This window comes from Tissierella sp., assembly GCF_032104385.1.
Classification (GTDB): domain Bacteria; phylum Bacillota; class Clostridia; order Tissierellales; family Tissierellaceae; genus Tissierella.
Genome location: NZ_DAMCHJ010000007.1, coordinates 1 through 22,457 on the forward strand (window position 1 = coordinate 1; position 22,457 = coordinate 22,457).

The 22,457-nt window shown below is 30.3% G+C and carries 23 protein-coding genes, 1 pseudogene and 1 riboswitch; of the genes and pseudogenes, 22 read left to right on the top strand and 2 right to left on the bottom strand.

Going from position 1 to position 22,457, the window contains the following annotated elements:
* Nucleotides 1-159 precede the first annotated feature (159 nt).
* The 7 genes from RT714_RS08375 to RT714_RS08405 all read left to right on the top strand — a co-directional run bounded on the left by RT714_RS08375 (nt 160) and on the right by RT714_RS08405 (nt 9,147).
* Nucleotides 160-1,488, top strand: a complete 1,329-nt coding sequence (locus RT714_RS08375) for a DUF512 domain-containing protein (RefSeq protein WP_313757122.1) — start codon at nt 160-162, stop codon at nt 1,486-1,488.
* 10 nt (nt 1,489-1,498) lie between these two features.
* Entirely contained in the window at nt 1,499-2,818 is a 1,320-nt protein-coding gene (gene der, locus RT714_RS08380) for a ribosome biogenesis GTPase Der (protein ID WP_313757123.1), read from the top strand.
* Nucleotides 2,818-3,411 (top strand): glycerol-3-phosphate 1-O-acyltransferase PlsY, encoded by a 594-nt coding sequence (plsY, locus tag RT714_RS08385; RefSeq protein WP_313757124.1) that lies wholly within the window; start codon nt 2,818-2,820, stop codon nt 3,409-3,411. The genes der and plsY overlap by 1 nt, the downstream gene beginning before the upstream one ends.
* 13 nt (nt 3,412-3,424) lie before the next feature.
* Complete coding sequence (locus RT714_RS08390; RefSeq protein ID WP_313757125.1) at nt 3,425-4,453, top strand: NAD(P)H-dependent glycerol-3-phosphate dehydrogenase; 1,029 nt, start codon at nt 3,425-3,427, stop codon at nt 4,451-4,453.
* Nucleotides 4,454-4,836: 383 nt separating this feature from the next.
* Nucleotides 4,837-5,472, top strand: a complete 636-nt coding sequence (locus RT714_RS08395; protein WP_313757126.1) for a hypothetical protein — start codon at nt 4,837-4,839, stop codon at nt 5,470-5,472.
* 129 nt (nt 5,473-5,601) lie between these two features.
* Complete coding sequence (spoIVA, locus tag RT714_RS08400) at nt 5,602-7,080, top strand: stage IV sporulation protein A (RefSeq protein WP_313757127.1); 1,479 nt, start codon at nt 5,602-5,604, stop codon at nt 7,078-7,080.
* Between the two features lie 228 nt (nt 7,081-7,308).
* Nucleotides 7,309-9,147 carry an Eco57I restriction-modification methylase domain-containing protein gene (locus RT714_RS08405; protein ID WP_313757128.1) on the top strand — a complete coding sequence of 613 codons (1,839 nt, stop codon included), beginning with the start codon at nt 7,309-7,311 and terminating at the stop codon, nt 9,145-9,147.
* 158 nt (nt 9,148-9,305) lie between these two features.
* Nucleotides 9,306-9,408: riboswitch (glycine riboswitch) on the bottom strand.
* 289 nt (nt 9,409-9,697) lie between these two features.
* Here the strand turns inward: RT714_RS08405 and RT714_RS08410 are convergent.
* The gene (locus RT714_RS08410; protein WP_313757129.1) at nt 9,698-10,372 is read right to left on the bottom strand and encodes a PHP domain-containing protein; all 675 of its coding nucleotides are present in this window, start codon (nt 10,370-10,372) and stop codon (nt 9,698-9,700) included.
* A 240-nt stretch (nt 10,373-10,612) separates the two neighbouring features.
* Between RT714_RS08410 and RT714_RS08415 the strand changes: the two genes are divergently transcribed.
* The 15 genes from RT714_RS08415 (at nt 10,613) to spoVAE (ending at nt 21,906) form a co-directional block, all read left to right on the top strand.
* Nucleotides 10,613-11,479, top strand: a complete 867-nt coding sequence (locus RT714_RS08415; protein WP_313757130.1) for a cation diffusion facilitator family transporter — start codon at nt 10,613-10,615, stop codon at nt 11,477-11,479.
* A gap of 103 nt (nt 11,480-11,582) precedes the next feature.
* A complete protein-coding gene (locus RT714_RS08420; RefSeq protein ID WP_313757131.1) occupies nt 11,583-12,608 on the top strand; it encodes a C40 family peptidase in 1,026 nt (341 codons plus the stop codon).
* Between the two features lie 176 nt (nt 12,609-12,784).
* Nucleotides 12,785-14,266 carry a Na+/H+ antiporter NhaC family protein gene (locus RT714_RS08425; protein ID WP_313757132.1) on the top strand — a complete coding sequence of 494 codons (1,482 nt, stop codon included), beginning with the start codon at nt 12,785-12,787 and terminating at the stop codon, nt 14,264-14,266.
* 124 nt (nt 14,267-14,390) lie between these two features.
* A complete protein-coding gene (locus RT714_RS08430; protein WP_313757133.1) occupies nt 14,391-15,236 on the top strand; it encodes a bifunctional 5,10-methylenetetrahydrofolate dehydrogenase/5,10-methenyltetrahydrofolate cyclohydrolase in 846 nt (281 codons plus the stop codon).
* 135 nt (nt 15,237-15,371) lie between these two features.
* Entirely contained in the window at nt 15,372-15,707 is a 336-nt protein-coding gene (spoIIAA, locus tag RT714_RS08435; protein ID WP_072972825.1) for an anti-sigma F factor antagonist, read from the top strand.
* Between the two features lie 11 nt (nt 15,708-15,718).
* Nucleotides 15,719-16,159 (top strand): anti-sigma F factor, encoded by a 441-nt coding sequence (gene spoIIAB, locus RT714_RS08440; protein WP_313757134.1) that lies wholly within the window; start codon nt 15,719-15,721, stop codon nt 16,157-16,159.
* Between the two features lie 5 nt (nt 16,160-16,164).
* Nucleotides 16,165-16,923, top strand: a complete 759-nt coding sequence (sigF, locus tag RT714_RS08445; protein WP_313757135.1) for an RNA polymerase sporulation sigma factor SigF — start codon at nt 16,165-16,167, stop codon at nt 16,921-16,923.
* Nucleotides 16,924-16,936: 13 nt separating this feature from the next.
* Nucleotides 16,937-17,077, top strand: coding sequence for a hypothetical protein (locus RT714_RS08450; RefSeq protein ID WP_313757136.1), 141 nt, complete (start codon nt 16,937-16,939; stop codon nt 17,075-17,077).
* Nucleotides 17,078-17,528: 451 nt separating this feature from the next.
* The gene (locus tag RT714_RS08455; RefSeq protein ID WP_313757137.1) at nt 17,529-18,341 is read left to right on the top strand and encodes an alpha/beta hydrolase; all 813 of its coding nucleotides are present in this window, start codon (nt 17,529-17,531) and stop codon (nt 18,339-18,341) included.
* Between the two features lie 508 nt (nt 18,342-18,849).
* Nucleotides 18,850-19,014 carry a hypothetical protein gene (locus RT714_RS08460; RefSeq protein WP_313757138.1) on the top strand — a complete coding sequence of 55 codons (165 nt, stop codon included), beginning with the start codon at nt 18,850-18,852 and terminating at the stop codon, nt 19,012-19,014.
* A complete protein-coding gene (locus tag RT714_RS08465; protein ID WP_313757139.1) occupies nt 19,007-19,630 on the top strand; it encodes a stage V sporulation protein AA in 624 nt (207 codons plus the stop codon). The genes RT714_RS08460 and RT714_RS08465 overlap by 8 nt, the downstream gene beginning before the upstream one ends.
* Before the next feature lie 13 nt (nt 19,631-19,643).
* Nucleotides 19,644-20,054, top strand: coding sequence for a stage V sporulation protein AB (locus RT714_RS08470; RefSeq protein ID WP_313757140.1), 411 nt, complete (start codon nt 19,644-19,646; stop codon nt 20,052-20,054).
* A gap of 18 nt (nt 20,055-20,072) precedes the next feature.
* Entirely contained in the window at nt 20,073-20,516 is a 444-nt protein-coding gene (gene spoVAC / locus RT714_RS08475; protein ID WP_313757141.1) for a stage V sporulation protein AC, read from the top strand.
* 3 nt (nt 20,517-20,519) lie between these two features.
* Nucleotides 20,520-21,539, top strand: coding sequence for a stage V sporulation protein AD (gene spoVAD / locus RT714_RS08480; protein WP_313757142.1), 1,020 nt, complete (start codon nt 20,520-20,522; stop codon nt 21,537-21,539).
* 10 nt (nt 21,540-21,549) lie between these two features.
* Nucleotides 21,550-21,906: a stage V sporulation protein AE gene (gene spoVAE / locus RT714_RS08485; RefSeq protein WP_313757143.1), complete on the top strand. Its 357-nt coding sequence runs from the start codon at nt 21,550-21,552 to the stop codon at nt 21,904-21,906.
* 10 nt (nt 21,907-21,916) lie between these two features.
* On the opposite strand, the pseudogene RT714_RS08490 reads toward spoVAE, so the two are convergent.
* Nucleotides 21,917-22,457 (bottom strand): annotated as a pseudogene (locus tag RT714_RS08490) (transglycosylase); the annotation flags it as partial.

Genomic DNA, 22,457 nt, shown 5'->3' on the forward strand with positions numbered 1-22,457 from the left:
TAGAGATGAAATAAGAGCTAGAGTATCTAAATTATGTGATAAATATCCATTATATAGATAAGTACAAGCCTACAGAATTATCTGTAGGCTTATCTTTACATATTGGCTATACTATATTAGAATAATAAACATATACTTAAATTTAATTGAGGTGTAAAGATGGAATTAAAGAATTTTACAGAAGATAAAAATATTATAGAGGAAGTTGCAAAAGGTAGTATAGCTGAAGAACTAGAAATAGAACCAGGAGATATACTGTTATCTATAAATGATATACCTGTTAAAGATATTATAGATTATAAATATTTGGTTTCAGATGATTATGTAGTAGTTGCCATAGAGAAAAAAGATGGAGATATTTGGGAGTTTGAGATTGAAAAAGATTTTGATGAAGATTTAGGTTTAGTATTTACTAATCCTTTAATAGATAAAGCTAAATCCTGCAGAAACAAATGTATATTTTGCTTTATTGACCAATTGCCTCCAAATATGAGGGAAACATTATATTTTAAAGATGATGATTCGAGATTATCATTTTTACAGGGAAACTTCATTACATTGACAAATATGAGTGATGAAGAAATAGATAGAATTATAAGATATAGGCTTAGCCCTATCAATGTAAGTGTTCATACTACTAATCCAGAGCTTAGGATAAAAATGCTAAACAATAAAAATGCTGGAAGGATATATGAAATATTAAAAAGATTTAAAGATGCCAATCTTGAAGTTAACTGTCAAATAGTATTAGTTCCTGGAATAAATGATGGGAAAGAATTGGAGAGAACTTTAGAGGATTTATCTAAACTATATCCTACAGTTGAAAGTGTAGCGGTTGTACCTATAGGTATAACTAAATATAGGGAAAAGCTTAAAAAAGTAGAACCCTATAATAAAGAATCAGCTAATGAATTATTAAAATTTATCTTTGATAAACAAAATTATTTTCTAAAAAAGTTGGGAACAAGATTTGTTTTTGCTTCTGATGAATTTTTTGCCATGACTAAGACTAAGCTCCCTAAGTCTAATGATTATGAAGGATTCCCGCAGCTAGAAAATGGAGTAGGTCTTATGAAATCCTTTGAAGATGAGATAATGATAGAACTTAAAAAAATAAAAACTCCAATAAATAATAATAAAAGATATATATTAGCAACTGGAACTTTAGCATATGACTTTATAGTTAAAATGAAAGAAAAAATATTGGAAAAAATACATGGCATAGAATTAACAGTTATACCTATAGTTAATAGGTTTTTTGGAGAAACTATTACAGTGGCAGGATTAGTAACAGGTCAAGATTTAGTTGCCCAGTTAAGTAGTTATGATAATATAGATGGGATTATTATTCCTAGATCAATGATGAAAAGGGATGAAGAAATTTTTTTAGATAATCTAACTATTGAAGATGTGTCAAAGGCACTTAATATTCCTGTAATTTCATCTGAAGTTGAAGGAAAAAGTTTAATCGATATAATAAAGAATTGAGGGATAATAAATGAATAGAGCAGTTGTTTGTATAGTTGGAAGACCAAATGTAGGTAAATCAACTTTATTTAATAAAATAGTAGGAAAGAGAATAGCAATAACAGAGGATACACCAGGCGTAACAAGAGATAGAATTTATGCAGAGGGTGAATGGCTTGGAAAATATTTTACTGTAATAGATACAGGTGGACTAGAGCCAGATAATGAAGAGATAATAATGAAAAATATTAAAAGACAAGCAGAGATAGCCATAGATACAGCAGATGTTATTTTATTTGTAGTAGATGGAATAGAAGGGCTTAACGATACAGATAAAGAAATTGGCAATATGCTTAGAAAATCAGGTAAAAATGTAGTAGTAGCTTGTAACAAAATAGATAATTCTAATTTTAAAAATCAAGTATATGAATTCTATGAATTGGGATTAGGAGAACCCATGATTATATCTGGGGAGCAAGGCCTTGGCATTGGAGATTTATTAGATGAAATAGTGAAATACTTTCCAGAGGACAAAGACACAGATTATGATGAAGATTTAATAAAAGTTTCTTTAATTGGTAAACCAAATGTAGGTAAATCTTCTTTAATTAATAATATTTTAGGAGAGGATAGAGTAATTGTAACTAATATTCCTGGAACTACTAGGGATGCTATAGATACTTATTTTAATTATGGAGATAATAGGTATGTTTTTATTGATACAGCAGGATTAAGGCGTAAAAGAAGTATCTATGAAGAAGTAGAAAGATATTCTGTAATAAGAACATTAACTGCTGTAGATAGATCTGATATTTGTATATTAGTTATAGATGCAACGGAAGGAGTAACAGAGCAGGATACTAAAATAGCAGGATATGCCCATGATAATGGAAAAGCTATTATTATAGCTATAAACAAATGGGATTTAGTAAAAAAACATACTAATACTCATTTAGAATTTGAAAAAGAAATTAGAAGAGTTTTAGGATTTATAGCATATGCACCTATAGTTTTTATCTCAGCATTAACAGGTCAAAGGGTAGATAAATTATTAGATCTAATAAATGTGGTAAATAACAATTATAACTTAAGGATTAGCACAGGAGTATTAAATGATATAATTAATGAGGCGGTACTGATGAATCAGCCACCTAGTGATAAAGGCAAGAGAGCAAAAATTTATTATGGTACTCAAGTTTCCGTAAGACCACCAAAATTCTTAATATTTGTAAATTACAAAGAGCTTATGCATTTTTCATATGTAAGGTACTTGGAAAACCAAATAAGAAATCATTTTGGTTTTATAGGCACACCTATCCAATTTGAATTTAAACAAAAGGGAGAGAAATGATGAGAATATTTATAACCATATTATTATCTTATCTAATAGGATGCTTTTCATCTGCATACTTTTTAGGAAAAGTATCCAAAAATATTGATATAAGAAATTATGGAAGTGGAAATGCAGGTGCAACTAATGCGCTTCGTATCTTAGGTAAAAAGATGGGGATATTAACCTTTGCTTTAGATATATTAAAAGGAGTAATAGCTATACTGATTGGAAAATATATAGCTGGATTTAATGGAAGTCTATTGGCAGGTATTTTTGTTGTTTTAGGACATGATTTTCCAATATTTCTTGGTTTTAAAGGTGGAAAAGGTGTTGCTACTTCCTTTGGAGTTTTACTACTACTTAATTGGAAGGTTGCATTAATGTGCTTAGTAATGGCTTCTGCTATAATAATATTTACAAAATATGTATCCTTAGGTTCAATTGCCGCTTGTATTACTGCACCACTTGCTATAGTATTGACTTCAGATACAGTGAATAAAGATTTATATTTGACAATATGGTTTCTAGCAGCATTAACCGTATACAGACATAAGGCAAATATATTTAGGTTATGTAGAGGTGAAGAAAATAAATTAGGGAAAAATATATAGGTAGGTGTTTATAATGACTGAAAAGATTGGAGTATTAGGAGGCGGTAGTTGGGGTACTGCTTTAGGGATTTTATTAGCTAACAAAGGCTATGATGTTGATATATGGTCAAGAGATAAAAATCAAGTTGAAGAAATGAATAATTCAAGAATTAATAAAAAGTATCTTCCTGATATTATACTACCATCAAATTTAAAACTAACAAATGATTTGGAAAAGGCTAATTCCAAGAAGGATTTAATAATTTTATCTGTTGGAACCCATGGAATTAGGGAAGTGTTACAAAATTCTAAGCCCTATATTAAACCAAATCAAATAATAGTAAATGTTTCTAAAGGTATAGAGAATGGCTCTTTGCTTAGAATATCTCAAATAGTTGAGGAAATAATACCTAATGGTAAATACGCCATACTATCAGGACCTTCTCATGCAGAAGAAGTGGCTAATAATATACCTACGGCTGTTGTTTCAGCATCTAAGGACAAAGATGTTTCAGAATATGTCCAAGATTTATTTATTACTCCAAATTTTAGAGTATATACAAATCCAGATGTTATAGGAGTAGAATTAGGGGGAGCTTTGAAAAATATAATAGCCTTAGGAGCTGGTGTATCCGATGGATTAAACTGTGGTGACAATACTAAGGCAGCACTTATGACTAGAGGTATTTTTGAAATGGCAAGGCTAGGTGAAAAAATGGGAGCAAAAACCAATACCTTTTCAGGTCTTTCAGGGATAGGGGATTTAATAGTAACTTGTACAAGTATGCATAGTAGAAATAGAAGGGCTGGAATACTCATTGGACAAGGTATGAAAATAGATGAGGCTATTAAAAAGATAGGAATGGTTGTAGAAGGTATAAAAACAACAAAATCTACTTTTGAATTGTCTAAGAAATATAATATTAATATGCCTATAACGGAAGAAATCTATAGAGTGTTATATGAAGATAAAGATGTTAGAAACTCTGTTACTAATTTAATGATTAGGGATAGAAAACATGAAATGGAGAATATAGTACTAGAAAATAATAATTTATGGTAACCTGCTAAAATTAGCAGGTTTTTTTCATTAGCTTGTAATATTAATATATTATATAGACTTATAATAGCTTATAACATTGAAGTATTGAAATTTAGAGAAATAAATATGTTGACAATAAATACTAAAATATGATTTACTTGAATTAACAATTAGAAGCAAACTATGTAGGTAGATATGTCCCTATGGCATAGAGGATATGTTAGAGGAGTAGAGGAATATAAAGATTCATATTTGGTTGAGTATCTTGAAAAACTATATTTAAATGGAAAAGTAATATAAGAATATAATAATATTTTTGAATTTAAGCTTGAATATATGGATGGGAAATGGATAATAATTAGATAAATGTAAAACAAAGATTATTTATAACGGGGGTAGTTGTTATGAAAAGTAGAAAACTTTTTTCCATAATATTAATATTTACTACTGTAATGTCTTTAGTTGCTTGTTCAAAAGAGACAGATTTATCTAAACTATTAAGGAAGGAAGGGGTTATACCCTATCAATTATCAGAGAAGGAGAAATATATATTGCAGGCTTTTGGCATGGAAGGTAATTCGCAAATTATTTCTTTTCATGCACCAAAAGAAGTAATAACTTTAAATGTAAATGTTTACAGACTTGAAGATGGCAAAAATTGGAGCAGTATTGGTGGTGGAGCTATTTCAATAGGAATAGATAGAGAGCCTACGGAGCAATTAAATGGAGTTTTTACAATGCAACTAAAAGAAAATTATGTAGTGGATTTTAATATAAATGCTAGTGGAAGAGCTTCTTATAAAACAGATGAAATTATACTTGATTTAGAAACAATGTCATCTACTAAAGACTTTTTACAGGAATTCCAGAAGATAGAAATCAACAAAGAAATACCTGTGGCTTTGATGGTTTATGATAGTGGTAGAAGCATGAGAAATTACTCTCTTCAAGACTATTTTGACCCATCTAAATTTTACGGAATGGATTTAGTGCAGGTAGTCACATTAACTTTTACTGATAAAGAATTGACTAATTCTTAATATCCCTACAGTAACCTGCTAAAATTAGCAGGTTTTTTTCATTAGCTTGTAATATTTAATACTCCCATACGTATATATATAATGTTAAGTATTATATTTAAATAAATATATTCATAAGGGGTGAACGGTGTGGAAGTATTTGATATATACAAAGATATTGCTGAGCGAACAGATGGAGATATTTATGCAGGTATTGTTGGCCCAGTTAGAACAGGGAAATCTACATTTATAAAGAGATTTATGGAGCTGCTTGTTTTACCTAATATCGAAAACAAGCATAAAAAAGAGAGAGCTAAGGATGAATTACCCTTAAGTGGTTCGGGAAAAACAATAATGACTACAGAGCCAAAATTTGTACCCAATGAAGCTGTAGAACTTATATTAAATGAGAATGTTAAATTTAAAGTAAGAATGGTGGATTGTGTTGGATACTTAGTTAGTGGAGCTTTAGGACATGAAGAAAATTTTATACCTCGAATGGTAACTACCCCTTGGTATGAAAAAGAAATTCCTTTTGAAGAAGCCGCTGAAATCGGTACAAGAAAGGTTATTGCTGATCATTCTACCATTGGATTAGTTGTAACAACTGATGGATCTATAACTGATATAGATAGATCTAATTACATTAAGGCAGAGGAAAGAGTAATTTCAGAACTAAAAGAATTAGGAAAACCCTTTGTCATAATTCTAAATTCAAAACACCCTAATTTAGATAGTACAATTGCCCTAAGAGAAAGTTTACAGAGCAAATATGGAGTATCGGTAGTAGTAGTAGATTGTCTTAATATGGATGCTCAAGATATTGAAAAAATCTTTGAAAAATTATTATTTGAATTCCCTGTAAAAGAAGTTACTATCAACCTTCCAAAGTGGATAGAAGGATTACCAAAAAAACATTGGATAAAGTCAAATATATTAAATTCTTTAAAAGAAACGATAGAAGGATTACAAAAATTAAATGAAGTTTCAGGATTCTTAGATCCATTAAAAGAACTGGATATTGTAAAGGATGTAAAATTAGTTGAAATTAAATTAGGTGAAGGAGTTGTGCACTCTGAAATAGTTGTTGATGATAATTTATTCTATAATGTACTAAAGGATATGACAGGATATTCAATAGAAGGTGATTATCAATTATTAGGTTTGATTTCAAAATTAGCTGAAACTAAAAAGAAATATGACAAGATTGAAAAAGCATTAATTGAAGCTAAGGAAATAGGGTATGGTCTAGTAAGTCCTAGCCTAGAAGAAATGGAGCTCGCTGAGCCAGAAATTTATCGTCAGGGCAATCGCTTTGGAGTAAAGCTAAAGGCGAAAGCACCATCACTTCATGTACTTAGGGCTGATATAGCAACAGAAGTTTCACCGCTTATTGGTACAGAAAAGCAATCTGAAGAATTAATACAGTATTTATTATCAGAATTTGAAGGAGAGCCTTCAAAGATTTGGCAATCAAATTTATTTGGTAAATCATTATATGATTTAGTAAATGAGCAACTTCAAGGAAAACTTAGCACGATGCCAGAAGACGCAAGACAGAAACTTAGAAGAGCCCTTGAAAGGATAATTAATGATGGCAGTGGAGGATTAATTTGTATAATTATATAATAAAAAAGGTAGAATGATTTTCTACCTTTTTTATTATATTTAGGATACTGTGAGAATCCATTAGAAAATGATGATAATAATATATACTGGATAGTATAATTAAGTTCCAGATAATGGTATAATAAGGATATTGCCAAAAATATATCTATATAGAAGTAATACTAGAATAAATTATCGTGTATCTGTTGTAATGGATTTTTAATATACATAAAAGTTGAGGAGACAAAGATGGAAAATAACATATTAGGTGATATTTATCAAAAGAATACTGATAAGGGAATCCGTAAATCTATAGGGCAATATTACACACCTGAGTTTATTATTAAATATATAATTAATAAGACTGTTGACAAAGGTGATATTATAAAAAATCCTTATATTAGCGTTGTAGATATTTCCTGTGGTGCAGGATATTTTTTAATGGCAGCCTATGATGTATTAAAGGGAAAATTTTTATTAGGACTAGAAGAATTAAAAGAGAAGTACAAAGAAGAAATATATGAATTAGAAAAGGATAATCAGTTATTAATTGTAAAAGGGAAAGATTATTGGAAAGAAGAAAATCTTCATTATCATATATTGAAACATTGTATCTATGGTGCTGATAAAGATAAAACGGCTGTAAATTTGACTAAAATAGGATTATCAAAAAAGGAATCAAATAAATTAATAGGGGAACTAAATATTGTGGAATGTGATAGTTTAGTTAAATGGGAAGAGTTTAGTATAGATAAGAGTAATTCAAAGGAGAAAAATAGGCTTATAAAGTTTTGGAGTAAAAAATATGATTATATAATAGGCAATCCTCCTTATATAGGACATAAACAATTAGATATGGATTATAAACAATGGTTACTCAATGAATACGATACTGTATTTAAAGATAAATCAGATATTTCTTTTTGCTTTTTAAAACGAATAGTTGACATTTTATCTCCCAATGGTATATCTGGGATTATTACTTCAAGGTATTTTATGGAAGGTCCAACTGGAAGGAATTTGAGAATGTATTTAGCAAATAATACAAATATTTTAGAAATAGTAGATTTTTATGGAGCAAAAATATTTAGAGATGTTGGAGTTGCGACAGCTATATATTTTTTTGAGAAAACTAAATCTTTAAATAATGAAATAAATGTGAATAAACTAATTGATGATGGACATAGCTTTGAGGAATCGGAAGATTTACAGGAAACCATGAAAGCTAATTTATTCGAAAGATTTCAAATAAATCAAGCTAATCTAGATACAGATAGATGGATACTTATATCTAAGGAAAGCCTTAATATATATAAAAAAATAGAAAATAAAAGTAAATATAAACTAGGAGATATAGTTACATCATTTCAAGGTGTTATAACAGGGTGTGATAAGGCTTTTGTATTAACGGAAGAACTCATAAAGAAATATAATATTGAAAAAGAACTGCTAAAAAAATGGATAAAAAACAAGAATGTAGATAGATATCATATATTAGATACAGAGTTATCTTTAGTATATTCGGATTTAATTAAATTGGAGAAAGACTATCCAAATAGTATAGAATTTATCAGAAATTATAAAGATAGATTAGAAAATAGGAGAGAATGTAAAGTAGGGAGAAGAAAATGGTATGAATTACAATGGGGACGAGATACTAAATTATTTGAGCAGCCTAAAATTGTATTTCCATATAAGGCAAGTACAAATAGATTTGCGTTGGATTATAACAATCTATATTGTAGTGCAGATATATACTCTATAATTATTAAAGATGAATATAGAAATAAGATTTCACTAGAATATCTTGTGGGATTACTTAATTCAAGGATTTATGAATTCTATTTCAAATTATTTGCAAAAAAAATGGGAAAGGGGATATATGATTATTATCCAAATTCTGTACTAGATATGAAAATAATAATAGAAGATATAATTGATGATATAGAAAATAGGGTTAAACAGATAATGAAATTAGATAATGATAATAATAGACAAGAGATATATAGATTAGAGGAGGAGATAAATATAATTGTTGGAAATTACGTGGGTTTAGATGAAAAGGAATATAGGATTGTATATAAATAAAATCGTGATTATATAATCACGATTTTATTTGTGTGTGTGTGTCATAAAAATTAATATATACTTAATAACTTCACAGTAGAAGATATTAATGCCTAGTTTAATAAAATTTACAAAAAAACAAAAGAACAGAGAGGCCGAGCATAATAAAAAAACTATCACTCTACCTCCCTGTCCTTGTATCTGAAAGTTTCCTCATAAATATACAAATTATGAATTGCTTCTTCGATGCTTGATTTAACAAGTCTCTCCAGGGAACGCGTCAAATTATTGTTAATTACCTGAGAGTTTCAGAATAGGATTAGTGTTATCTTTATTCTTTGCTCCTACGGTTATCCTAAAGGATATTTCCAATAATCATCATTCGCTTATTAAATTGTTTAACTAATAATATAATAGCATACTTTTAAAATAATTACAAGAAAAAAATATAATTTTTATAGCAAAAAATATATTATAAAAAGTGTCTATGAATGATAATAAATATATAAAAGGAACTTCCATGATTATTAGAAGTTCCTTTTATATATTTTTATAAGAGAGAGTGAATTTGCTATTTAATTGAGGATACTTTTTTAGGTTGAATTATGTGATCCTCATAGAAATAATCAATATCTTTATATTTTCCGTCTTTTCTCATTACTGGGTGAAAATTGCCTGTTTTCAAGGCTTCTATAAAATCTTTATGATCTCTTATGCTATCATGAAATTTAGTTGCATAGACTCCTAGTTTTTCAAGTTTGTGAGCATCACTAGCACCTAAAGAAGGTATGTTTAATTCTGTAGCTAAAGCATAGGATTGTAAATTATGGTATGAATAAGTGCTGCCATTGAAAGATTCTATTCCAGTTAAGAGATGGCTTACTTTTCTCATATTTTCTCCCATACCTCTATTGTTATTTCTAAAAGGATGAGCAGCAACAGCTGCACCATTATGTTTTTTTACTAATGTCAATAATTCTTCTGCACTTACCATGTCTTTTGGAATATCTTTTAATCCAAATACAAGTATATCTCCTTCATAAGTCAGCACTTCTGCACCTACTATTACTAAAATACCATTGATTTTAGCAGAATCTCCTATATCATTTCTAAGAGTATTATTATCATGGTTTGTAATACAAAGTCCATCTATTCCCATAAATTTAGCTAATTCAATAGATTCTTTAAAATCTAAGAAACTGTCAAATGAATATTTATTTTCATGTACATGAGTATCTATAATCATGGATTTTACCTCCAATATTTACTTTATATTAATTAATATATCATAAAATGAGGTTAAAAATTTAAATATAGATAAATGTTATACTTAAACAAATTCTATTAAAAAGATTAATAAATAATAAGCAATATTAATTATCAATTGATAATAATTTCTATATTCCAAAATCAGTTGAATTATCTAAAGTATAAGCATATAATGGATATTATCATTATCAATTAATATAAAAAGTGGAGGTATATTATGGAAAATTATAAATTAGGAGTGAGAGCTTCTTGGATAACTGTAATTATAAATATAATATTAGCTATAGCAAAGATTTTTGCTGGGGTTCTTGGAAGCAGTAATGCTATGATTGCTGATGGAGTCCATACTTTATCGGATATATTAACTACATTTGTAGTTTTGTTAGGTTTAAAGATATCTTCCAAGGAAGCTGATAATGAACATCCTTATGGTCATGAAAAATATGAATCTGTATTTGCTAAGATTTTAAGTATATTACTATTAATAACAGGTGTATTTATAGGATATAAGTCTATTATAATTTTGATTAATGGAAATATTAATACACCGAAATCAATTGCTTTAATAGCCGCATTTTTATCTATTATAGTTAAAGAAGGTATGTATTGGTACACTATTAAAGTGGCTAGAAAAATAAAAAGTATATCTATGGAGGCAGATGCTTGGCATCATAGGTCAGATGCTTTTTCATCAATAGGTACTTTTGCCGGTGTTCTAGGTGCTAGATTAGGATTTCCTGCTTTAGATCCAATAGCAGGTATTATTGTATCCGTATTAGTTATTAAAGTTGGGGTAGAACTATATGTTAAATCAGTAAAGGAGCTAGTTGATGAGTCTGCTAGTGAAGAAGTACTTAAGATTATTAAGGAAAAAGCTGGATCTATAGATGGAGTTAGAGGAATTAAAAATTTAAAAACCAGAGTGTTTGGAAATAAGATATATGTAGATATAGAGATTTTTGTAGATTCTAATATTTCTGTAAAAGCTGGTCATGATATTGCAGAAAAAGTTCATGATAGATTGGAAGCAGAAATAAGTGATATAAAGCATTGTATGATTCATATCGAGCCCTTTCAAAAATAACCAGTAAATTTTGTAATCATTTTGTAATAATTAGGTTGCATGCTTTAATATAATAGAATATAATAGTGTTATATTTAAAATCTGATGCAAGGGAGTGTTCATATTGAATAATAGAAAACACAAACTGCCGACAACTATTGTGGGTATATGTCTTATTGGTTTAATTGGTTTTAAAGACACTGGTATATTTGTTAGGGAATATCTTGGCACTAAAGAGGATGGTACTAAAGTTGTATTTAGCAAAGAAGAAAATGTTAATATTATCAGAGAAAATGATAGAGTTTATATAATTGAAAAGGAAAATATGAATTATGAAGTACCCAAGGATAATATTATGAAAATGACTCAAAATTACATAGTGGTAAAAGACACTAATATTTTAGACAAGCCAGATGGGAATTCTATTGGATTATTAACTACAAATCAGGTTGTACAAGCAATTAAATATGAAGAAGATTATGGTCTGTTTAGTACAGAAAAAGGTATTAGAGGATATATAAAATTATCAGATGTTGAGACTGTAGATGAAGAGAATATATCCTATGGTATTTCAAAGGTTGATAAGGTTTTAAAAAATGATAAATCTTTTTATACATTAATCAAAGGTGAAATGGTTGCTGTAAAGGATTTTAAAAGTGATATCTATACTATTATAGATGAAGAAGGAAATGAATTTAAAATAGGTGGAAGATATATCGAATTAAGAAATACAAAAGAAAAAGTTACAAGAGGAAACGTATCCAAAAGATCGGCAGCTGTTACAAAATTAATTAAAACGGCACATGGTGAATTAGGAAAGCCATATGTAGCTGCTGATACTGGAAAGAGGGGGTATGATTGCTCGGGATTTACTTATTCAATGTATCTAAATGTATTGGGTATTAAGCTTAACAGGTCATCTAGTGAGCAGGTAAAAAATGGAATTGAAGTAAAAAGAGATGAATTGATTCCTGGAGATTTAGTATTTTTTAGAACTACTGGTAAAGGAATTGGTCATGTGGGTTTATATATTGGAGATAATAATATGATACATGCGTCTTCAGGTAGAAAGCAGGTTACTATATCCTCTTTAGATGAAGCTTATTACAAGGCTAGATATGTAACAGGAAGAAGAATCTTAAACAATTAATTCTAGAAAAACGCATTGAAGGACAAGGAGAGTCTTTTAATGCGTTTTAAAATGTCATAACAGATATCTAAATATTCTAATTAGTAAAAAATTTCAGTTGTCTAAGGTATTTTAATATGTTATACTTTAATTAAATTTTAACAATGCAGTTCCATAAAAAGGAGGAGGGTTAAAAAATGATAGCATTATTAAAGCTTTCACCCGTATTTTTACTAGCAGGACTTATGATGGCTAGTAACCTTGGTAACCTTGAACTGGATATTTTAGTTATAGCACCTATTGCAACAGTTTATGCTGCAATAATAGCTTATGCAACTGAAAAGATAAAGTTCAATGATATCGTTGATGCAGCAGTAGAAAATGTTAAAGGGATGCAATTAGTATTTTTTATTCTTATGCTTGCTTATGCCATGGCAGAAGCATTTATGTCAACAGGAGTTGGCGCTGCAATTATAAATATTGCTCTAAGATTAGGTTTAACAGCTAAAACTGTTGCAGTCACTGCATTTGTAGTTTCAGCAATTTTATCCATTGCAACTGGTACATCTTGGGGTACTTTTGCAGCCACCGCACCTATTTTTCTATGGTTGAATCATATAGTTGGTGGAAATATAGCATTGACTGTTTGTGCAATTGCAGGTGGTGCTTGTTTTGGGGACAATATAGGACTTATATCAGATACTACTGTTGTTAGCTCTGGTATTCAAGGAGTAGAGGTAATACATAGAATCAGGCATCAAGGTGTATGGTCTATTCTATGTCTGGTTTTAGCTGCAGTTTTATTCTTTACATTTAGTTTAGGACTACCTAGTACAGTAGGTAGTGCAGCAGAGGCTATAAACCAAATTCCAGAAGAAGTATGGACGACTTTGGCTGAGAAAAGACCTGCCGCAGTAGATTTGTTAAATCAAGTAAAAGAGGGAGTTCCAGCTTATATGATTTTACCGTTAATAATAGTATTAGCAGTTGCTATTAAAGGGTTACCTACTTTAGCGTGTTTAGGTCTTGGGCTTATTTCTTCATATTTATTAGGTTTAGTAGCAGGTACTGTTGAATCAACCCATGCGTTTTTAGATTCAGTATATACAGGGTTTTCAGATGCTGGTTCATGGGTAATAGTTATGATGATGTGGGTTGGTGCATTTGGCGGTGTAATGTCTAAGATGCATGCCTTTAAACCATTATCAGATTTTATATCTAAGGTATCAAGAAATGTTAGACAACTAATGTTTGCTAATGGTGTTTTATCTATTATAGGAAATGCTGCCTTAGCAGATGAGATGGCTCAAATAGTAACTATTGGACCAATTATAAAAGGTTTAGTTGAAGAGAATGTGGAAGGAAACGAAGAGGATATGTATAAGCTTAAACTAAGAAATGCTACTTTTTCAGATGCTTTAGGAGTATTTGGTTCTCAGCTTATTCCATGGCATGTATATATTGGATTCTTCGTTGGAATTGCAACTGCCATATATCCATTACATGAGTTTGTGGCATTTGATTTAATTAAATATAATTTTATGGCAATTATAGCTGTAGTTTCAATATTGTTATTGACTCTAACAGGTTTAGATAGACTTATTCCATTATTTGGTATGCCTGCTGAGCCAAAGGTACAATTAAAGAAAAATATAAAAAATGCATCAAGGAATAATTAGTCAGAAGGCACTCAAGATTTGAGTGCCTTCTCCAATGAATTCTTGAATTTAAAAAGGAATATGTTATAATTTGAATTACCACTACAATTTAATTGTAGGCAATAGATGAAAGAGGTGTTGTTAGATGGCAGAGATTTTAAAAGGTAGTGTTGTAGCAGCCCAAATCAAGGAGAATATGAAAAATGATATTGTGGAACTTGCTAAGGTAGGTAAAGTACCAACTTTAGGGATTGTTAGGCTAGGGAATAATCCAGATGATGTTTCTTATGAAAAAAGCATAATTAAAAACTGTGATGCAATTGGAATAAAATCCAAAGTATTTGAAAGAAATTTAGATATGACAACTGATGAATTAGTGGAATTTATGGAAGAGCTAAATCAAGATAATTCCATATCAGGAGTACTTGTATTTAGACCATTACCAAAACATATTGATGAGGCAAGGATAAGACAGGCATTATCTCCTGCTAAAGACGTAGATTGTATGCATCCTCTGAATTTAGCGAAAATATTTGAAGGAAATATGACTGGGTTTACGCCTTGTACACCAAAGGCGGCTATGGAGATATTACTATATAATAATGTTGAATTGGAAGGTAAAAATGTAGTAGTTGTTAATAGGTCAATGGTATTAGGTAAGCCTTTAGCTATGATGTTGCTTGAAAAAAATGCAACAGTAACTATTTGTCATTCTAGAACTAAGAATTTACACGAGATAACTAGCAAAGCTGATATAGTAGTTACGGCTCTAGGCAAAGCAAAGTTCTTTGATAAGAAGTATTTTAATGAGAAATCAATTTGTATAGATGTAGGAGTTAGTTTAGATAGTGAAGGAAAGCTAAGTGGAGATATTGATTATCCAGAAGTATCTGAGATGGTTTCTATGATAACACCAGTACCTGGTGGGGTTGGTGCAGTGACTACATCACTTTTATTATCCCATGTAGTGGAAGCTTGTAAAAGAATGTAATAAAAAACTAAAATTAAAAGAGTCTTTTTTAGACTCTTTTTTTCATTTAACAACAAAAATAGTCAATATTCTTTGAAGGAGAAATAGATATTTATATAGAATATATATGTATAAGGAATAGAAGGAGGGGATTTTTTGTATCTATCAGTAGAAAAACACAAAAATAATTTATTGGTACAATTTAAGGGGGAATTAGATCATCACACTACGGAAAATGTAAGGGAAAAAATAGATCAACAATATTTTGATCCAAAACTTAAAAACATAATATTAGATTTAAGAGGATTGACTTTTATGGATAGCTCAGGAATCGGACTTATTATGGGGAGATATAAAAATTGTATAGAGAAAAAGGGCTTAATGGCTATAGTAAGTGATAATGCATATGTAGACAAGATGCTTAGGATGTCTGGATTACTCAAGATAATAAATGTATATCCAACAATTGAAGCAGCAAATGAAAGTTTATAAAGGAGATGAAAATGGTGGAAAAAAATTATATGAAATTAGAATTCCTAAGTAAATCTAATAATGAATCTTTTGCAAGGGTAGTAGTAGCGGCATTTGCATCTCAGTTGGATCCGACATTGGAAGAATTATCAGATATTAAAACAGCAGTATCAGAGGCTGTTACCAATGCTATTATACATGGATATGAATATGGAGAGGGAATAGTAATTGTTGAATCAAGGATTGAAGGTAATAAAATAGAGATAATTATCGAAGACAGAGGTATGGGGATTACTGATATAGATAAAGCTCGTGAACCATTTTATACATCTAAACCGAATTTGGAGAGATCTGGTATGGGTTTTACAGTTATGGAAACTTTTATGGATAGCCTTGAAGTACAAAGTGTTAAAGGGAAAGGTACAACAGTAAAGATGACAAAAAAATTCAAAAGCCTTTTAGATAAGGAGTAGATATTATGAGTCTAGGCAGTGAAAACAAGGCTTTATTATCCCATGAGAAGACCATGGAACTTATTAAGGAGGCACAGAATGGTAGTATGGAAGCCAAAGATATATTAGTGTCTTCTAATCTAGGACTTATTAGATCGGTTTTAAGGGGTTTTATGAATAGAGGTTATGAAGTAGATGATTTGTTTCAAATAGGCAGTATAGGGCTACTAAAAGCCATTGAGAAATTCGATACTTCTTTTGATGTTAGATTTTCAACCTATGCAGTACCAATGATAATAGGGGAGATTAAAAGATTTTTAAGAGATGATGGATTAGTTAAGGTAAGTAGATCATTAAAACAGACTGCATCAAGGGCTAAGGGAGCAGAAGAAAAGCTTTTTATGCAACTTGGCAGAGAACCTACGATTCAAGAGATATCCGATGAAATTCAAATGGATAAAGAAGATATAGTAATGGCTTTAGAAGCGTCATATCATCCAGAATATCTTTATGACATTGTACACCAAAATGATGGTTCACCTTTATATTTAATAGATAAAATTAGCAATGAGTCAGAAGATGACAGGGACATTGTTGATAATATAGTATTGAAAGATATGCTAGCAAAATTGAAACCTAGAGATAGGCAAGTTATTATTTTGAGATATTTTAAAGATAAGACTCAAACTGAGGTAGCAGCTGAATTAGGTATATCTCAAGTTCAAGTTTCAAGAATAGAAAAAAAAATAATAGAAGAAATGAGGAGAAATTTAGCAAAGGCATAATATTTGCCTTAAAATGACCAAGAAAAGCTCACAAGTAGATTTAGTCCTTACCATAGATAGCTTCTCTAACATACTTACAGGATATAATGGTGTAAGTTTCATAACTTTGAACAAAGGTCAGATAAATATACTTAGGAAGAGCTTGAAGATATAGCAAGAAGAAAAAGAATGAAGATTTGTAGTGCAGAAGAACAAAAATCGAGGACAAGCCTCGATTTTTGTGGTGACTAGCATCTTCCGCCAAAGAAGCCATCGCAGTTACAGAAAATAACCACTAAAAGCAAGAAAAAGAATAGTAAAGAATTATTATCATCACAATCTCTTCTATTTAATAAATCGCCCATGTAAATACCTCCTATTTAGTATTTGGTTTAAGTAAATAACCTAGTAACAATATATGAAAGATATTAGTAAAGTGTTAATTATTATTTTTAGAGGAGTAATAAAATGAATCAGACTCAAATAATAACAATATGGGAATAAGCAGCAAGATTACTTAGAGAAAATCCAACATTGATATAAATATGAATTAGACCCTAATTCATAAACTTATGTTTAAAGGAATAATATATTAATATAGCCATTTAATTATAGGGGGTATTTTGATGGGATATTATGTTAATGTAGAGTCGAATGTAAAGGTTTATGTAGAAGATCTTAACCCAGAGGGTTATAAGACAATTGTTTTTTTACATGGCTGGCCTGGGAGTCATGAACTATTTGAATATCAGTTTGATCAGCTTCCCAAAAGAGGGTATAGATGTATTGGAATAGATCAAAGAGGATTTGGGAAATCCGATAAACCATGGAGAGGATACGATTATGATAGGTTAGCTGATGATGTTAGATGTGTAATTGAAACATTCAAATTACAAGATTTTATACTGGCAGGACACTCAACAGGTGGGGCAATTGCTATCAGATATATGTCTAGATATAATGGATATGGGGTGTCGAAACTTGCCCTTTTTGCAGCAGCAGCTCCTAGTCTTATAAAACTTCCTAATTTTCCTTATGGATTGGAGAAGGAAACAGTAATTGAAATCATTGAGGGAACATATGGTGATCGTCCTAAAATGTTAAGTGATTTTGGCAATATATTTTTCTTTCAGTATATAACTCAGCCATTCTCTTGCTGGTTCTTACAATTAGGATTACAAGCAGCGGGATGGTCAACTGCAGCTATTGCAAACGCTTGGTTAAATGAAGAACTGTTTTATGATTTAGGAACAATAAATGTTCCAACACTAATTATTCATGGTATACATGATAGAGTTGTTCCATTTGAACTAGGAGAAATACAAGAACGAAGTATTAAAAATGCAAAACTTATACCATTTCAATATAGTGGGCATGGATCGTTCTATGATCAGAGAGACAAATTTAATGAAGAATTGATGAATTTTATTGAAGAATAAGGTTTAAATTTGTATAATAAATAAAATACATTAGAGGTTATAGAAGCCCAGAGAAAAATTAAATTCTTGGGTTTTTCTTTTTTGAAGTATGGTTGATATGAAGATTTACAAGCAGAATTAAGTAATTTTAGGAGTGGTCTTAATAAAGTAATTACAATTATAAAAGAAAGAGGAAAATCTAGGGCAGTAGCTGAAAGGTATTTAAAATGAAGTTGTCCACTATGTTAATATAATATTATGGAAAAGGGTATAAAAGATATATAAATTTTCCAAATTATATGTCTTATAAAACTAAATAAGGATTTATACTAAGTCTCACTTGCTCTCATTGGTGGGATTTTTTGTTTTGTTTATATTAATTATTTTGTGAACATAAATTTGATGCATATTTCATAGAACATTGAATTTCTCTTACTCATTGATAATAGTTGTAAATTTTTCCTATTAGATATTTTTTTGTATTAAAAAATAATTATAGCAGATAATAATCTTAGAATGGGGTGATTATATGATATATAAATTAAATTATAAAAGAATAATTATTATGTTAATGATTTTCCTAGTTCTTGCTGGTGGGATATTATGGTATAAGGGAGAAATGACAAATAAAGAAGTACCAAAGAAGGCAAATTTTGTCATTAATATACTAGAATGGAGTATGATTTATGGATAAAGAAAAGGTATATATAGTAGTCAATAAAAAGGCCTCCATTGAACCAGATAAAGATGCACTTATAGAGGATCTAGGAGAAGTATATTGTGTAAAACCAGATATAAAAAAAAATATAGAGAATATTAGAGTTAAGAAAAGAAATGTTGAAGAGGACTGGGATTATATAACAGCTATAGAGATATCTGAGAAGGTTCTAGGTAGATATCCAGATATAGATTTAGAGTTGCTTGGAGAGGTAGAAGTGCTAATTGAGTATAAATCACGACAGAAGGAAAGACCATTTTTTGAGTTTATAAAAGTATTTTTAGTATGTATAGTTTTATTTTTTGGAGCAAGTATAGCTATAATAAATTTTCATGCAGATGTTGATGCTAAGCAAGCTATGGAGAAATTATATTTTACCTTTACTGGAGAAAAGAAAAACAATCCTTTAATTATGAATATTCCTTATTCAATTGGAATTGGAGTAGGAGTACTAACATTTTTTACTAGAATTTTTAGTTTTAGCGAGAGAAGAAAAAAGGAACCAGGTCCTATGGAAATAGAATTATTTCTATATGATGAAGACATGGAAAAACATATATTAAATGATATTAAGAAAAATGAAAAGTCATAAAAAGAGGTGTGCTATGGGAGTAAAATTATTGTTAATGACAATTGGTTTTGGAGGTGGATTAGCAGTTGGCACTGCAGCAGCTGCTTTTATTACAATACTCCAGATAGTCCCAAGACTAGTTCAAATAAGCAATACATGGAAATATATTAAACTTTATCAGATGACTATATCTATATCCTTTATTCTATTCGTTATAATATATTTTTCAGAGTTTCATATTAGTCTGCCTAAAATTATGCTTGCGTTAATTGGTCTATTATGCGGAGTTTTTATTGGCTTATTGTCTTCTGCTTTAGCGGAAGTATTAAATGTAATTCCAGCAATGTCAAAAAAATTAAAAATAAAAGATAGTTTAAGATATATTATATGGGCATTAATGGCTGGAAAAGTAGCAGGTTCATTATATTTTTGGATATTTAACTAAGTAGAGGAGATGAAATAAATGGAGAATATGAATAAAAAAGAGTATCAAAAGTATTCGGAAAAGAAAGTTCCTAAGCCTACCTATTTAAAGAATATAATATTTGCTTTCTTGGTGGGTGGAGCAATTTGTACTATAGGACAGCTTTTAAAGACTTGGATGATGAAAAATGGACTTGATGAAAAGGCGATTGCATCAGGTACATCTATTATTTTGGTATTCCTAGGAGCCTTACTTACTGGACTGGGAGTATATGATGAAATTGGAAAGATTGGAGGAGCAGGGGCGGCTATTCCAGGATTTTCTAATGCTATAGTATCACCTGCAATGGAATTTAAGACAGAAGGATTTATTTTTGGTGTAGCATCAAAAATGTTTACAATAGCAGGACCTGTACTAGTATATGGAGTAGGAAGTTCAGTAATTGTTGGCGTATTACATCTATTATTTACGAAGGGGAGATAATTTATGGCATTAAAAAAGTTTGGTTCACAAACAGTTAAATTTGGGAATCCACCTTCAATAGTAAGTACCTATACAATAGTAGGACCAAAGGAAGGTGAAGGGCCACTTAAAGATTATTTTGATATGATTTTGGAAGATGATATGTGGGGACAGGAATCCTTTGAAAAATCCGAAGCTAAAATACAAGAAGAAACTATAAAAGCAGTATTATCAAATGGAAATTTGACTAATCAAGATATAGATTACTTATTATCTGGAGATTTATTAAATCAAATAATTTCTTCTACTTATACAGCTAGGGCACTTAGTATCCCTTATTATGGATTATATGGAGCTTGTTCTACTATGACACAGTCTTTATCTTTAGGTGCAATGCTTATAGATGGTGGGTTTGCAGACAAAGTAATATGTGCTACATCTAGTCATTTCAGTTCTGCTGAAAGACAATTTAGATTTCCATTGGAATATGGTTCTCAAAGAAATTTTGGAGCACAATGGACAGTTACTGGATCTGGAGCTACTATACTTTCATCAGAAGGAAATGGACCATATATTACTTATGCGACTACTGGTAAAATTATAGATATGGGTATTAAAGACGCTACAAATATGGGGGCTGCTATGGCACCAGCAGCTGTTGATACATTAGTTACACATTTTAAAGATACTGGTTACTCTCCATCTAGCTATGATCTTATAATATCAGGAGATTTAGGGAAGGTAGGAAAGAATATAGTATTAGATTTAATGAAAAAAGAAGGATATGATTTATCTAGTATGTATACAGATTGTGGTGTAGAAATATTCGATGGGGAAGCTCAAGATACTCATGCAGGAGGCTCTGGGTGTGGATGTGCTGCAGTTGTATTAAATGGTTATATATATAAGGAAATGATGAAAGGAAAATTTAACAGAGTATTGATAATGGCTACAGGAGCACTTCACTCAACAATTATAAATCAACAAGGTGAATCAATTCCGGGAATAGCTCATGCAATTACTATAGATATAAATAATAGTTAGGGGTGGTTATATGGAATATATTAAAGCTTTTGTAGTTGGTGGATTAATATGTGTAATAGGTCAAGTTATATTAGACAATACTAAATTGACTCCGGCTCATATATTGGTTTCTTTTCTTACGGCAGGTGTTATTTTAGGAGGTATAGGAGTTTATAAACCCCTTGTAAAATTCGCAGGTGCAGGTGCTACAGTTCCAATAGTAGGGTTTGGAAATGCATTAGCAGAGGGAGCAATAGAAGGTGCTAAGACTAAAGGAGTAATAGGTGCTTTTACAGGAGGCTTACAGGCAACTGCCGGTGGAGTAGCTGCTGCAATTTTATTTGGCTATATAATGGCATTAATCTTTAAACCAAAAACGAAAAACTAAGGAATTAACCTTAGTTTTCGTCATTATATTCATTTTCATTTTCATCTCCCCATATATATGGAGGAGAAGTGAAATCATCTTCTATAGGTTCTGGAATCACAGTGTTATGGTTATGGTCAGTACAGAACTCTCTTGGAACAGAAAACTGAAAATCTGTTGGTGCAATACCATTGTGTTCTGATGGGAAATAAGGTGGTGTACGATCTATAAACACCTTTTTAACTTTGTTTTCTTCTGGACAATATTCATTAGCCAGTTTTCCATTGGTACTATCTATGGTAACTTCTACGTGAACATCACAATGACTTTTTGGTTCTGTTCCCTTTACAAATATTTCAGATTTAACTGTACTGCCCCTTGGGTCACGAGTACAAAGTTCTGTTGGTAATTTTCCTGACTGAGTACATATATTTACAGATACTATACCACTAGGTTTATCGAAGGATGTTTTACTTTCTAAGCCTTCATGCATTCTAGTCATTATATGTTGCCATAATTGTGCAGCTGTACCACTACTCTTTGTAAGAGTAATTTTAGGCGAATCATTTCCT